This is a genomic window from Pseudomonas shahriarae (assembly GCF_014268455.2).
Taxonomy (GTDB): Bacteria; Pseudomonadota; Gammaproteobacteria; order Pseudomonadales; family Pseudomonadaceae; genus Aquipseudomonas; species Aquipseudomonas shahriarae.
Genome location: NZ_CP077085.1, coordinates 5,415,603 through 5,428,494, shown reverse-complemented (window position 1 = coordinate 5,428,494; position 12,892 = coordinate 5,415,603). Strand labels below are relative to the sequence as shown.

14 protein-coding genes are annotated in these 12,892 nt (G+C 61.6%); 6 read left to right on the top strand and 8 right to left on the bottom strand.

What is annotated here, in order from left to right:
- Window positions 1-46: 46 nt before the first annotated feature.
- The 3 genes from HU773_RS24280 to HU773_RS24270 are packed head-to-tail and all read right to left on the bottom strand — an operon-like array spanning window position 47 to window position 2,381.
- Entirely contained in the window at window positions 47-1,024 is a 978-nt protein-coding gene (locus HU773_RS24280) for an alpha/beta fold hydrolase (RefSeq protein ID WP_057958365.1), read from the bottom strand.
- Entirely contained in the window at window positions 1,025-1,915 is an 891-nt protein-coding gene (gene ypfJ, locus HU773_RS24275; protein ID WP_057441162.1) for a KPN_02809 family neutral zinc metallopeptidase, read from the bottom strand.
- Between the two features lie 52 nt (window positions 1,916-1,967).
- Complete coding sequence (locus HU773_RS24270) at window positions 1,968-2,381, bottom strand: hypothetical protein (protein ID WP_057958367.1); 414 nt, start codon at window positions 2,379-2,381, stop codon at window positions 1,968-1,970.
- 195 nt (window positions 2,382-2,576) lie between these two features.
- Between HU773_RS24270 and HU773_RS24265 the strand changes: the two genes are divergently transcribed.
- A complete protein-coding gene (locus HU773_RS24265; protein WP_057441158.1) occupies window positions 2,577-3,455 on the top strand; it encodes a DMT family transporter in 879 nt (292 codons plus the stop codon).
- A gap of 1 nt (window position 3,456) precedes the next feature.
- Here the strand turns inward: HU773_RS24265 and HU773_RS24260 are convergent, their stop codons facing one another.
- Complete coding sequence (locus HU773_RS24260; RefSeq protein WP_057441156.1) at window positions 3,457-4,791, bottom strand: MFS transporter; 1,335 nt, start codon at window positions 4,789-4,791, stop codon at window positions 3,457-3,459.
- Between the two features lie 255 nt (window positions 4,792-5,046).
- Here HU773_RS24260 and quiC point away from each other — a divergent pair, with 255 nt between their 5' ends.
- Both quiC and HU773_RS24250 read left to right on the top strand, forming a co-directional pair.
- Window positions 5,047-6,942, top strand: coding sequence for a 3-dehydroshikimate dehydratase QuiC (quiC, locus tag HU773_RS24255; protein WP_186625030.1), 1,896 nt, complete (start codon window positions 5,047-5,049; stop codon window positions 6,940-6,942).
- A 71-nt stretch (window positions 6,943-7,013) separates the two neighbouring features.
- Window positions 7,014-7,679 carry a TetR/AcrR family transcriptional regulator gene (locus HU773_RS24250; protein WP_057958369.1) on the top strand — a complete coding sequence of 222 codons (666 nt, stop codon included), beginning with the start codon at window positions 7,014-7,016 and terminating at the stop codon, window positions 7,677-7,679.
- Between the two features lie 62 nt (window positions 7,680-7,741).
- Here the strand turns inward: HU773_RS24250 and HU773_RS24245 are convergent, their stop codons facing one another.
- Window positions 7,742-8,596, bottom strand: a complete 855-nt coding sequence (locus HU773_RS24245; RefSeq protein ID WP_169959801.1) for a shikimate dehydrogenase — start codon at window positions 8,594-8,596, stop codon at window positions 7,742-7,744.
- Window positions 8,593-9,030 (bottom strand): type II 3-dehydroquinate dehydratase, encoded by a 438-nt coding sequence (gene aroQ, locus HU773_RS24240; protein WP_032861827.1) that lies wholly within the window; start codon window positions 9,028-9,030, stop codon window positions 8,593-8,595. The genes HU773_RS24245 and aroQ overlap by 4 nt, the downstream gene beginning before the upstream one ends.
- 279 nt (window positions 9,031-9,309) lie before the next feature.
- Here aroQ and HU773_RS24235 point away from each other — a divergent pair, with 279 nt between their 5' ends.
- The 3 genes from HU773_RS24235 to HU773_RS24225 all read left to right on the top strand — a co-directional run bounded on the left by HU773_RS24235 (window position 9,310) and on the right by HU773_RS24225 (window position 10,417).
- Window positions 9,310-9,465, top strand: a complete 156-nt coding sequence (locus HU773_RS24235; RefSeq protein ID WP_164844804.1) for a hypothetical protein — start codon at window positions 9,310-9,312, stop codon at window positions 9,463-9,465.
- 89 nt (window positions 9,466-9,554) lie between these two features.
- On the top strand, window positions 9,555-9,983 hold the full coding sequence (locus HU773_RS24230) for a hypothetical protein (protein WP_057958371.1): 429 nt from the start codon (window positions 9,555-9,557) through the stop codon (window positions 9,981-9,983).
- Window positions 9,980-10,417 carry a DUF2442 domain-containing protein gene (locus HU773_RS24225; RefSeq protein WP_057958372.1) on the top strand — a complete coding sequence of 146 codons (438 nt, stop codon included), beginning with the start codon at window positions 9,980-9,982 and terminating at the stop codon, window positions 10,415-10,417. The genes HU773_RS24230 and HU773_RS24225 overlap by 4 nt, the downstream gene beginning before the upstream one ends.
- A gap of 79 nt (window positions 10,418-10,496) precedes the next feature.
- Here HU773_RS24225 and trmA read toward each other — a convergent pair whose 3' ends face one another.
- Together trmA and HU773_RS24215 are read right to left on the bottom strand one after the other, a co-directional pair.
- A complete protein-coding gene (gene trmA / locus HU773_RS24220) occupies window positions 10,497-11,576 on the bottom strand; it encodes a tRNA (uridine(54)-C5)-methyltransferase TrmA (RefSeq protein ID WP_128592783.1) in 1,080 nt (359 codons plus the stop codon).
- Window positions 11,573-12,868, bottom strand: a complete 1,296-nt coding sequence (locus HU773_RS24215) for an NCS2 family permease (RefSeq protein WP_032861840.1) — start codon at window positions 12,866-12,868, stop codon at window positions 11,573-11,575. Before HU773_RS24215 ends, trmA begins: the two co-directional genes overlap by 4 nt.
- Between the last annotated feature and the right edge of the window lie 24 nt (window positions 12,869-12,892).

Below are 12,892 nucleotides of genomic sequence, written 5' to 3'. Positions count from 1 at the left end.
CACCACGCATCACCGGTAGGAGCTGGCTTGGGTTTTCCCTGGGGGATTAGTGGAACAAGGCCTTCTGCCCCAGCGGCGAGGTAAACATCTTGTCGCCGTCATGCCCAACCCCAGGCACTTCAATCAACCTCTGGCTCAACTGCGGATGCCGCTGCTTGAGGTAGTCAAAGTAGTTATGCCCGCGAATCAGCCGATACGCGCCCTGGCTCTCGGCCGCGCAGCTCTTGTCCAGGGCCGGGTGGTTGGGGTCGGTGTCCTGCTGGCCCAGCAGGTAGGTGATATCCCGCGCGGCGTAGGCTTTTTCCAGTTGCTGGGGGCTTTGGCCGTTGGCGTAGGCCGGCAGTTTTTGCATGCCGTACTTCCAGTCATTGAACTGCGGGCAACTGCCCGGCGCTAACTGCACTGGGCGCTGCGGGCTGAAGTAGGCGTAGGACGATGGGTTGGCGATCACATAGCGCAGGCTGATGCCGGCGGCTTGCAGGGCCGGGTGATCATGGCCGGTCAGGGCAAAGCGCTGTACCACCTGGCCGCCACCGGAATGCCCGGCGACCACTATTTCCTTGAGGGCCGGGAACAGTTGGCGGTTGCCCAGGTGCTTGATGATCTGGTCCAGGGCGCCGTAGGAACTGATCTGGCCATGACCGATTGACGAATCGCCCGCCATCCATCCATTGCCGTGCCAGCGCAGTACGCTGTCGCCCAGGTGATGGCGCTGGATATCGGCATCGTTGAGAAACTGCGGTGCGATCACCAGGGTGTTGGCGCCTTGCCCTGCGTGGGCGGCGGCATCTTCGGCGCTTTTGAGGTAGGTCTGGGCGTTGCGCAGGCGCCCATGCACGATGATCAGCGCCCGAGTGATCTGCGGCAGCGGCTGGCGCCAGTCCTGGCTAAGGCCCAGGCTCAGGTCGCCGGCTTGCAGGGAGAAACGCTCGGGGCTGACAACCTTGACCGCCTGCCCGGCGGCGAAGGGGGTGGTGGCGCAACCGATCATCAACCCCAGCAGCCATCCGGCTCGTTTACTCATTTACAGACTCTTGGCCGAAAAGGTATCGCATTGGCTGATCTGGCCCTGGGCAAACCCCGTCTTGAACCAGCGAACCCGCTGTTGCGACGTGCCGTGGGTGAACGAGTCGGGAACCACACGGCCCTGGCCCTGTTGCTGCAAGCGGTCGTCGCCGATGGCGTTGGCGGCGTTCAGCGCTTCTTCGATATCGCCCGGTTCCAGCCAGTTCAGGCGCTTTTGCGCGCGGTTGGCCCAGACCCCGGCGAAACAGTCGGCTTGCAGTTCCTGGCGGACTAGCAGGCCACCATCGCCCTGCATCTGCCGGCCTTGCTGGCGCGCGACCTGGATTTTCGAGGAAATGCCCAGCAGGGTTTGCACGTGGTGGCCGACTTCGTGGGCGATCACATAGGCCTGGGCAAAGTCGCCGGCCGCCTGGAAGCGCTGGGACATTTCGCGGAAGAAATCCAGGTCCAGGTAGACCTGCTGGTCGGCCGGGCAATAGAACGGGCCGCTGGCGGAGGTCGCGCCACCGCAGGCGGAATTCACCCGGCCACGGAACAGGATCAGCTTGGGGTTCTTGTAAGTCAGGCCGTTTTCCTGGAACACCTGGCCAAAGGTGTCTTCGGTGTCGCCCAGCACGGCGCGTACGAAATCTGCCTGCTCATCATTGGCGGGCGGCGCCTGGCGTGTTTGCGGGCTGACCGAAGGGGCCTGTTCGGTCATCTGGCCGCTCAGTTGCCCGAGGATCTGCATCGGGTCCTGGCCGGTGAGCAGGCCGATGCCGACGATCAGCACAATGGCGGTCAGGCTCAGGCCCTTGCCACCCCCGAAACGCATGCCGCCGCCACCGCCGCCGCCGTCATTGCGCGCGTCGACCACGTTGTCGCTGCGTCGACCCTTTTTCCATAGCATGGGGCAATCCTCTTGATGATCGTGTTGTTAGCGCCGTGATTGAGTATGGCCGTTATTCGCGGCAATACCCTTCGCCCGTATTGACCACCAGGCAATCTTTTTTATCAGCCAGCCATTTCAAACCGGTGGCGGCGCCGTCGCCGGCACGCAGTATTTGCGGGCCGTCCGGGCGGTTGAAGGTGATGCCGTCTTCGCTGGCCTGGCCCTTGAAGGTGCCGGAGGCGTCGGCATCGAGGCCGTACTGCATGCTCAGCAGGTAATGCCCGCGGCCGATGCTGTCGTCCTTGCTGACGGTCAGGTGCAGGCCTTCGACGCCGACCCACTTGCCGACCCATTTGTCGGTGGGCAGGGTCTCCGGGACCAGGGTCGCTTGTACGGAAGGCGGCGCCGGCTTGGGCGGCTCGGGTGTTTTATCGCAGGCACTGAGCAGGGCGAGGGTCGAGAGAATAAACAGTGTTTTTTTCATAATGGATTGGCCTTGATTAAAAAAAGCGCAATGGCTGGCTGGCGTGCAGCGTTGGACTGGGTTTAGGCGATTTAGTGCGCTGATCGCCCGCTGTTTGGTTATGCTCTTGAGACCGATGCACCACCCGCTCTAGATTAGCGCGTTGAGTGCCACTGCTTGCGGCGGTCATTTCAGCCTGTCACGCACGAGAATTCAATGACCCTCAGCACTCCTCTTTCCGGCGTCAACCATCCCTTCAAGGGCATCGTGCTGATTGTGCTGGCGACGTTTCTGTTTTCCAGCCATGACGCGTTGTCCAAATACCTCGCCGGCTTTTACCCCATCGTGATGGTGGTATGGGCCCGGTACATGGTGCATACGTTGCTGATGGCGGGGATTTTCCTGCCGCAATCGGGCTTGCGTGTACTGCGCAGCAAGCGCCCGTTGTTGCAGGTGGCCAGGGCGTTGTGCCTGCTGGGCACCAGCCTGTTTTTTACCGCTGCCCTGCATTACATCCCGCTGGCCGAAGCCACCGCAGTGAACTTCCTCGCGCCGATCCTGGTGACGGCCCTGTCGGTGCCGCTGCTGGGCGAGCATGTGACGCGGGGCCAGTGGCTGGCGGTGATCTGCGGGTTTGTCGGGGTGATCATCATTGTGCACCCGGGCGGTGAGCTGTTCACCCCGGCGGTGTTGTTGCCATTGGTCTCGGCGTTGTTCTTCTGTTTCTACCAACTGCTGACCCGCATCCTCAGCCAGTACGACAGCCCGACCACCAGCAACTTCTTCGCCGGCCTGTGCAACACCCTGGTGATGAGCGCGCTGGTGCCGTTCTTCTGGCAGGTACCGACCCTGGGCCATGGCCTGTTGATGCTGGCACTGGGCACCTGTGGGATGACCGCGCACTTGATGCTGACCCAGGCCTTCCGCTTCGCTGCACCGGCGTTACTGGCACCGTTCGGCTATTGCCAGATCGTGTTTGCGGGGCTGTTGGGCTGGCTGGTGTTCAATCACACCCCGGACCTGACCACGGTGGTCGGGATCGGGGTGATCTGCCTGAGTGGCTTGGCCGCTGCCTGGCAGCAGCGGCGGCGTTGAGTCACACCGCGACGGTGGGGATCTTGCGCGGCGCCATGAAGTACATCCAGGTCAGGGCGATGAAGTACATCGCCGGGATCAGGGTGAACAGCACGGTGTAGTTGTTATTGGTCACGGTCAGGATATGGCCGACGATCTGCGTCATAAACATCCCGCCGATAGCCGCGCACATCCCGCCAAAGCCAAATACCGTGCTCATCATGTGCTTGGGGGTGTAGTCCATCACCAGGCTCCAGATATTGGCGGTCCAGGCCTGGTGCGCGCCGATGGCCAGGGAGATGGCAAACACTGCGACCCACAGCTGGCTGGAGCCGGCGGCCATGATTACGCCGACGATGCAGCAGGCAAACAGCAGCATCGACAGCAGGCGCGCCTTGATCGGCTGCATGCCGCGTCCGATCAGGAACGAGGACAGAATCCCGCCGCCCACACTGCCGAAGTCTGCCGTCAGGTAAATGATGATCAGCGGGATACCCATCTGGGTCACGTTGATCCCCAGGCTGTATTGCTGGTTGAGGAACGGCGGCAGCCAGTAGAGGTAGAACCAGAACACCGGGGCGGTCAGGGCGTAGGCAATGGCGAAGGCCCAGGTGCCACGCATGCGCAGGATACGGCTGAAGGGCACGCGGGGTTGTTCGGGCTCGACTTCCTGTTGCACGTAGTCCAGTTCCGACTGTTTTACGCTCGGATGGTCTTCGGGGTTGTAGTACTTCAGGCCCCAGAACACCAGCCAGATCCCACCCAGGGCAGCCATGCATAAAAATGCAGCCTGCCAGCCCCACACATGCAGCACCAGTGGCAACAGCATTGGCGTGAGCATGGCGCCGACGTTGGTGCCGGCGTTGAAGATCCCGGTAGCCACCGCGCGCTCGCCGGCGGGGAACCACAGGCGGGTAGTCTTGACGCAGGCGGGGTAGTTGGCCGCTTCGGTGAGGCCGAGGATAAAGCGGCAGACCATAAAGCCCACCGCCGAAGTCGCCAGGCCGTGGGCGCCGGTGGCGATGCTCCACAGCAGCACCGCGCAGAAGAACACACGCTTGACGCCGACGCGGTCGATCAGCCGGCCTTGCAGCACAAAACCAATGGCATAACCGACCTGGAACCAGAAGTTGATGTTGGCGTAGTCCATCGCCGTCCAGCTCATCTCTTTGGCCAGGATCGGTTGCATCACGCCCAGAGCGGCGCGGTCGATGTAGTTCAAGGTGGTGGCGAAAAACACCAGGGCCAACATGCCCCAGCGGGTTTTGCCGACGGCGAGGGCGCCGCGAATCTTGTCGCCAATGGCCGCTTGCGGGTTGCCAGGGCGCGGGGCCACGGCGGAATTTTGCGAAGGCATGAGAGGTACCCGTTTTTTGAAATTTTTATGGTGTGTTCTGGGTCTTGATCACAGGTTTGCGCCTTAAAAAAAGCGGCCCTGGATGCGCATTCGATGGTGCGCAGTGGCTAAAAAATCGTCAATTCGCCAATCGCCATTGTGTTCGATAATCGCCCGAAAAACTAACTGATTGGTACATTTTGAATTGCTGCTTTATCGCGCGCGGCCAATAATTTGCCGCAAACAAGACCACCCTTCATTGCCGGGAGTCACCCCATGCAACGTTCCATCGCCACTGTTTCCCTGAGCGGCACCCTGCCGGAAAAGCTCGAAGCCATTGCTGCGGCCGGGTTCGATGGGGTGGAAATCTTCGAGAACGACTTGCTGTATTACGACGGCAGCCCGCGTGAAGTGCGGCAGATGTGTGCCGATCTGGGCATTGCCATCACGTTGTTCCAGCCGTTTCGTGATTTTGAAGGATGTCGCCGCGACCGCCTGGCGCGCAACCTGGAACGGGCCGAACGCAAATTCGACCTGATGCAGGAATTGGGCACCGACCTGGTGCTGGTGTGCAGCAATGCTTCTGCCGACTCCACGGGTGAACATTCGATCCTGCGCGATGACCTCAGCCTGCTGGCCGAACACGCTGGGCGCCGTGGCTTGCGCATTGGTTATGAAGCCCTGGCCTGGGGCCGGCACGTCAACACCTGGCAACAGGTCTGGCAACTGGTGCGCGAGATTGACCACCCCAGCCTCGGGGTGTTGCTGGACAGTTTTCATACCTTGTCGCTCAAGGGCGATCCGACGGCTATCGCCCAGATCCCTGGCGACAAGATCTTCTTTGTGCAAATGGCCGACGCGCCGCTGCTGGCCATGGACGTGCTGGAGTGGAGCCGGCACTTTCGCTGCTTCCCCGGCCAGGGCGAGTTCGACCTGCCGGGTTTTCTCGCGCCGATCATCCAGAGTGGCTACACCGGGCCGCTGTCCCTGGAGATTTTCAACGATGGCTTTCGCGCCGCACCCACCCGGGCCAACGCGGCGGATGGTTTGCGCTCGTTGCTGTACCTGGAAGAGAAGACCCGCCAACGCCTGCAGCAACAGGCCGCGCCGCTGGATATCCTGTTTGAGACCCCGGCTGCCAGCGAGTACGACGGCATCGAATTCCTCGAGTTTGCGGTGGATGAAAACCTCGGCGCCCGCCTGACCCAATGGCTGCAACGCCTGGGCTTCGTCAAGGCCGGGCAGCACCGTTCCAAGAGCGTGAGCCTGCTGCGCCAGGGCGATATCAACCTGATCCTCAACTGCGAGCCGTACTCCTTTGCCCACAACTTTTTCGAGGCCCATGGCCCGTCGTTGTGCGCCACGGCGATTCGCGTCAAGGACAGTGCCAAGGCCCTGGAACGGGCGGTGGCCTACAAGGGCCAACCCTATCGCGGGCTGGTCGGGCCCAATGAGCTGGAGCTGGCGGCGGTACGCGCGCCGGATGGCAGCCTGATCTACCTGGTGGACCAGCACGCCGGCGGGATCTACCACACTGATTTCAACCTGCAGGCCGCCAGCACCGGCGGCGGCGGGCTGCTGCGCATCGACCATATGGCCATGGCCCTTCCGGCCGACAGCCTCGACAGTTGGGTGCTGTTCTACAAGAGCCTGCTGGATTTCGAGGCCGACGATGAGGTGGTGTTGCCGGACCCCTACGGCCTGGTCAAGAGCCGGGCGCTGCGCAGCCGTTGCAGTTCGATCCGCTTGCCGCTGAATATTTCCGAGAACCGCAACACGGCGATTTCCCACGCGTTATCCAGCTACCGTGGCTCGGGCGTGCATCACATTGCCTTCGATTGCGCGGATATTTTCGCCGAGGTCAGCCGGGCCAAGGAGGTGGGCGTGCCGCTGCTGGATATCCCACTCAATTACTACGATGACCTGGCGGCGCGTTTTGATTTCGACGATCAGTTCCTCAGCGAGCTGGCGTACTACAACGTGTTGTACGACCGTGATGCCCAGGGCGGTGAGCTGTTTCACGTGTACACCGAACCCTTTGAAGGGCGGTTTTTCTTCGAGATTATCCAGCGCAAGAACGGTTACGCCGGCTATGGCGCCGCGAATGTGGCGGTACGCCTGGCGGCGATGGCCAAGTCGCGCAGTGGGGCAGTGCGCCAGGCCAGGCTGTAGGGCGTTGCCGCTTCCTTCGTACGGCATGGCAGCCCATAATCACGGCCTGCATAAATGGCCGTGAGCGCACCATGACCCCGACCTCCGAACTGCCCGACGCCCCCCTGGCGCCGCGCAAGAGCCGCAAGAACAACCCGGAAAAGACCCGCGAGAACATTCTGCAAGAAGCCATTGTCGAGTTCGTGCAGCAGGGGCTTTCGGGGGCGCGGGTGGACGCCATCGCTGAGCGCATCCACACCTCCAAGCGCATGATCTATTACTACTTCGGCAGTAAGGAACAGCTGTACGTCGAGGTCCTGGAAAAGCTCTACGGGGATATCCGCAACACCGAAACCCGGATGAACCTCACTGAACTGGAACCCCGTGAAGCAATCCGGCGCCTGGTGGAATTCACCTTCGACCACCACGACCAGAATGTGGATTTTGTGCGGATTGTCAGCATCGAGAACATTCACAACGCCGAGTATGTGAAGCAGTCGGACGCGATCAAGGCGATGAACAGCAATATCCTTGAAGCACTGGGCGCGACCTTGCGCCGAGGCGCGGAGCTGGGGGTGTTCCGCGCTGGGCTGGAGCCGCTGGATGTGCATTTGCTGATCAACTCGTTCAGCTTTTACCGGGTATCCAACCGGCATACCTTCAGTGAGATTTTTCAGATCGAATTGTCGGATGAAGCAATCAAGCAGCGGCATCGGGCGATGATCTGCGAGTCGGTGCTGCGTTACCTGCAGGCCTGATCCACCGCCGAATTCAATTGTGTGGGAGCAGGCAAGCCAGCTCCCACATTAGGATCCGGTTTCTACAGTGAAGTATTCATGCTCTGGAAATGAGCGAGCATCCTTTGTGCATCTGCTTTCTCACCACTGAACAATTCAAACGCCTTCACCGCCTGGAACACCGCCATATTCCCCCCATCCAGGGTGCGGCAACCCAGCGCCCGGGCGTTGCGTAGCAGCTCGGTTTCCAGCGGGAAATAGACGATCTCCGCGACCCACAAATCCGCGCGCAACAATGCTGCTGGCACGGGCATGCCCGGTAGCTTGGCCATGCCCATGGGCGTGGTGTTGACCAGGCCGTCAGCCGCCGCCATCGCGTGACCCAGGTCGCTGCCGGCACACGCTCGGTCAGGGCCAAAGTGTTGGTTGAGGTTGGCGGCCAGGCTTTGGGCGCGGTCGTGATCCATATCGAAAATACTCAACTGGCCGACACCTTCGGCCAACAGCGCGTGGGCCACCGCCGCGCCTGCGCCACCGGCGCCCATCTGCACCACGCGTTGGCGCGCAGCGTCATGCAGGCCACGGCGAAACCCTTCGGCAAAACCCAGGCAGTCGGTGTTGTGACCGATGCGCTTGCCATCGCGCCAGACCACGGTGTTGACTGCGCCGATGCCCCGGGCTTCGGGCGACAGCTCATCGAGCAACGGCAGGATCGCTTGCTTGCATGGGTAGGTGATGTTCAATCCGGTGAAGTTCATCTGTTCGGCGGCCTTGAGCAGATCGGGCAGGGCGCTGCTGTCCAGTTGCAGCGGGTCCAGGTCGATCAGGCGATACAAGTAGCGCAGACCCTGGGCATCGCCTTCCTGCTCATGCAGGGCCGGCGTGCGGGACGCCTGGATGCCGGCGCCGATCAGCCCGGCAAGAATGCGCGGTTTCATTTGAGCTCCCGGCTGAAATGCTCGAGGGCCAGGTGATAACCGTGGCTGCCAAACCCGGCGAGCACGGCCTTGGCAATGGGCGAGACGAAAGAGTGATGACGGAACGGTTCGCGGGCATGCACGTTGGACAAATGCACTTCGATCACCGGCAGTTCACTGGCCACCAGGGCGTCGCGAATGGCCACCGAGGTATGGGTCCAGGCCGCCGGGTTGATCACAATGCCCGCACAACGAGCGCGGGCGCCATGGATCCAGTCCAGCAACTCGCCTTCGTGGTTGGTCTGGCGAAATTCCAGTTTCAGCCCGAACTGTTCGGCGCTACGCCCGCATAGGGCGGCGACGTCAGCCAGGGTCTCGTGGCCATAGGTGGCCGGTTCGCGGGTGCCGAGCAGGTTCAGGTTGGGGCCGTTGAGGACCAGCACAATAGGCGGCATGGGGGTGTCTCCACTGTTGTTTTTATGGATGGAGACAAAATGTACTAAATGGTTAATTTGGTCAATTGGCCAAGCGCGGTGCTGCAGATAACCGTTCGATTATCGAACGGTGAATGCAGCCTGTCGGGACTGTCCAAGAGTTGATGTCAATTGGAAACCATTCTCGACAAAACTTAAGATGCCCGCCTGTTTGCTTTACATCCCCCGGGATCCGCAGCACCGCGCTCAAGGGCCAGGTCACTGACCGGTCGCCCCCATGGCGGCAACTCGGCAGAGCGGGTGTTTCCCAGCCCGTATCTCAAGGCTGAAGAGTCGCGGGATTGGGAGATGGGCGTCAATGTGTTCAAGGAGGGGCTGTTTTTCAACGACGACCGCCTGGGCATCTGCGGTTACAACCCGGCATTTGAAGCGGTGCCAGTCGTTACTAGTCTGTGAGGCAGCTCTGGCAATTTGAAGAGGCCGGCTGTCGGCTGGGGCTGGATAAAGCATTGGTCGGCGACAAATAACCTAACGGATGGGTTACGATGAAAGTAGGCACTTACAAGGGATATGTGATTGCAGTGTTGCTCAGGGATGAGCATTGCCCGCCGCACGTACATGTCATGGGCAAGGACTGGGATGCGCGTTTTCGCTTCAGTTTCCTGGATGGGGACGTGGCGTTGTGGGATGTGTATCCCGAGCGGCGGCGACCAGCCACTAGCGTTCTGGAAGGCATTCGCCAGACCTTGATGCAGCCGCATTATCTGGCGCGGGCACAAAGGATCTGGTGGGAGAAGCTGCAAACAGTCTGCCTGGAGAACCATTCCTGGGATTGGGAGGCCGACGAGGTCGTGCCGGGGTTGGTCATCCGGCGAGGTGTCTACGTGATCGCCAGGGCCCGGCACGATGTGGCGGGGCGGCGAACCATCTTGAACCTGGTGAGGGCGCCAGGATCCGTGGAGATTGAGTTATGAAAACGGTAAAAGCCAAAGTCCGGCCTGATGCACCGATCACTGACGCCGATGTTGATAAGGCCGTGGCCCGTGGGCGCAAGCTCAAGCGGGTGTACGCCAATGCCAGCTCCGTGCACTACCAGGACGACTGCATTTCCATCGGCTTCGGCGACGGCAGCCGCATCCTGTTGCCGGTGGCCGGTCTCTCTGAATTCGAAGGTTTTTCTGCGCAGGACTTCCAGGCGCTGGAGGTCGGTTTTGGCGGCAAGGCACTGTGCTGTGAAGCTCGTGATCTGCATGTTTCCATCACTGGCCTGGTCGCTACGAGTCAGCCCCTGATGGACCTGGCGGCGAGCATGGTGGCATCGCGCAACGGCCGTAAAACCAGCGCCGCCAAGTCCGCAGCCGCCCGTGCTAATGGCAAGAAGGGCGGGCGGCCACGCAAGGAGGAGTGATGCACAGCCGGGGGAGTGGGCTTATGTGGGAGCGGGCAAGCCCACTCCCACATTTTTCTAGGTGTGCCGGGGCCGAGGGTTAGCGCCGGGTCAGCAGCACGCCTGATTCCATATGGTGGGTCCACGGGAACTGGTCAAACATTGCACACTGGGTAATGCGGTGCGTGTCGTGCAGTTGCGCGATGTTCGCCGCCAGCGTCTCCGGGTTGCAGGAGATGTACAGGATGTTCTCGAAGCGCCGGGTCAATTCGCAGGTGTCCGGGTCCATGCCTGCGCGGGGCGGGTCGACGAAGACGCTGCCGAACGCGTAGCTCTTGAGGTCGATACCGTGCAAGCGTCGGAACGGCCGTACTTCGTTCAGGGCTTGGGTCAGTTCTTCAGCGGACAGGCGCACCAGGGTGACGTTATCCACCGCGTTTTCATCGAGGTTGCTCAGGGCGGCGTTGACCGAGGTCTTGCTGATCTCGGTGGCCAGCACTTTGCGCACGCGGGTGGCCAGGGGCAGGGTGAAGTTGCCGTTGCCGCAATACAGCTCCAGCAGGTCATCGCTGCGATCGCCGAGGGCCCCATAGGCCCAGTTGAGCATCTTCTGGTTCACCGTGCCGTTGGGCTGGGTGAAGGCACCTTCGGGCTGACGATAGCTGAAGGTGCGACCGCCGACATCGAGTTTCTCGACCACGTAGTCGTGGCCGATCACATCGCGCTTGCCCTTGGAGCGGCCGATGATGCTGACGTTCAGATCGGCAGCCAGTTTGTTGGCCGCCGTGTGCCAATGCTCGTCCAGCGGGCGGTGATAGCACAGCGTGATCATCGCGTCGCCGGCCAGGGTGGTGAGGAACTCCACCTGGAACAGTTTGTGGCTCAGGGCAGCGCTGGCTTGCCAGGCGGCCTTGAGTTGCGGCATCAACTGGTTGATGCGCAGGCTGGCGATGGGGAATTCTTCGATCAGGATCGGCGTGCGCTTGTCATCCTGGGAGAACATCGCGTAATGGCGCTGACCCCCTTCGCGCCACAGGCGAAACTCGGCGCGCAGGCGGAAGTTCTGCAGGGGCGAATCGAACACCTGCGGCTCGGGCGCGTCGAACGGCGCGAGCAGGTCACGCAAGCGCGTGACCTTTTCTTGCAGTTGCAGGGCGTAACTTGCTGCGTCAAAAGTCATGCGGGGAACCAGCCTAGCTTGATCACGAACAGAATCGACAGGATCACCAGCGCTGGGTTGAGTTCACGGTAGCGGCCCGTAAGCAGCTTGATACCGGTCCAGGCGATGAAGCCGAAGGCGATGCCGTTGGCGATGGAGTAAGTGAAGGGCATCGCCAGGGCGGTGATTACCACGGGCGCTGCAACGGTGATGTCGTCCCAGTCGATTTCCGCCAGGCCCGAGGTCATCAGCACCGCGACAAACAGCAGCGCGGGGGCGGTGGCAAACGCCGGGACGCTGGCCGCCAGCGGCGAGAAGAACAGTGCCAGCAGGAACAGGATTGCCACGACGATGGCGGTCAGCCCGGTGCGGCCACCGGCACTCACGCCAGCAGCCGACTCGATGTAGCTGGTGGTGGTCGAGGTACCCAGCAGCGAGCCGGCCATGGCTGCGGTACTGTCGGCGATCAGGGCGCGGCCCATTTTCGGCATGTGACCGTCCTTGCCCATCAGGCCGGCGCGCTTGGCAACGCCGATCAGGGTGCCGGAGTTGTCGAACAGGTCCACGAACAGGAAGGCGAAGATCACGCTGATCAAGCCCACGTCCAGGGCGCCGGCGATATCCAGTTGCAGGAAGGTCGGGGCCAGGGAAGGTGGCATTGATACCACGCCGCCAAAGGGGGTGACGCCCAGCGCGATGGCGGCGATGGTCACCGCGAGGATGCCGATCAGTACTGCACCGCGCACTTTTAGCGCTTCCAGGGCCACGATCAGGAAGAAACCCAGGGTGGCGAGGATCGGTGCCGGCTTCGCCAGGTCGCCCATGCCCAGCATGGTCGCTGGGTTGCTGACCACGATCCCGGCGTTATGCAGGGCGATCAGCGCCAGGAACAGGCCGATACCGGCAGCAATCGCCGAACGCAGGGGCAGGGGGATGGCATTGATGATCCATTCGCGGATGCGGAAGATCGACAGCAGGAAAAACAGCACGGCAGAGATAAATACCGCACCCAGCGCCACCTGCCAGGTATGGCCCAGGTGCAGGACCACGGTGTAGGTAAAGAAGGCGTTCAGGCCCATGCCCGGTGCCAGGGCAATCGGGTAGTTGGCGATCAGACCCATGATCGTCGAGCCGATGGCCGCTGCCAGGCAGGTGGCGACAAACAGCGCGCCCTTGTCCATGCCGGTCTCGCCGAGAATGCTCGGGTTGACGAACAGGATGTAGGCCATGGCCAGGAATGTCGTGATACCGGCCAGAATCTCGGTACGCACGTTAGTGTTGTGTGCCTTGAGTTGAAACAGCTTTTCCAGCATGCCTGCTCCCTGTGGCGCATTCGG

What these genes read in the sequence shown, in the direction of transcription:
- HU773_RS24280 (WP_057958365.1), bottom strand. Translation starts at nt 1,024, where the DNA reads ATGAGTAAACGAGCCGGATGGCTGCTGGGGTTGATGATCGGTTGCGCC.
- ypfJ (WP_057441162.1), bottom strand. Translation starts at nt 1,915, where the DNA reads ATGCTATGGAAAAAGGGTCGACGCAGCGACAACGTGGTCGACGCGCGC.
- HU773_RS24270 (WP_057958367.1), bottom strand. Translation starts at nt 2,381, where the DNA reads ATGAAAAAAACACTGTTTATTCTCTCGACCCTCGCCCTGCTCAGTGCC.
- HU773_RS24265 (WP_057441158.1), top strand. Translation starts at nt 2,577, where the DNA reads ATGACCCTCAGCACTCCTCTTTCCGGCGTCAACCATCCCTTCAAGGGC.
- HU773_RS24260 (WP_057441156.1), bottom strand. Translation starts at nt 4,791, where the DNA reads ATGCCTTCGCAAAATTCCGCCGTGGCCCCGCGCCCTGGCAACCCGCAA.
- quiC (WP_186625030.1), top strand. Translation starts at nt 5,047, where the DNA reads ATGCAACGTTCCATCGCCACTGTTTCCCTGAGCGGCACCCTGCCGGAA.
- HU773_RS24250 (WP_057958369.1), top strand. Translation starts at nt 7,014, where the DNA reads ATGACCCCGACCTCCGAACTGCCCGACGCCCCCCTGGCGCCGCGCAAG.
- HU773_RS24245 (WP_169959801.1), bottom strand. Translation starts at nt 8,596, where the DNA reads ATGAAACCGCGCATTCTTGCCGGGCTGATCGGCGCCGGCATCCAGGCG.
- aroQ (WP_032861827.1), bottom strand. Translation starts at nt 9,030, where the DNA reads ATGCCGCCTATTGTGCTGGTCCTCAACGGCCCCAACCTGAACCTGCTC.
- HU773_RS24230 (WP_057958371.1), top strand. Translation starts at nt 9,555, where the DNA reads ATGAAAGTAGGCACTTACAAGGGATATGTGATTGCAGTGTTGCTCAGG.
- HU773_RS24225 (WP_057958372.1), top strand. Translation starts at nt 9,980, where the DNA reads ATGAAAACGGTAAAAGCCAAAGTCCGGCCTGATGCACCGATCACTGAC.
- trmA (WP_128592783.1), bottom strand. Translation starts at nt 11,576, where the DNA reads ATGACTTTTGACGCAGCAAGTTACGCCCTGCAACTGCAAGAAAAGGTC.
- HU773_RS24215 (WP_032861840.1), bottom strand. Translation starts at nt 12,868, where the DNA reads ATGCTGGAAAAGCTGTTTCAACTCAAGGCACACAACACTAACGTGCGT.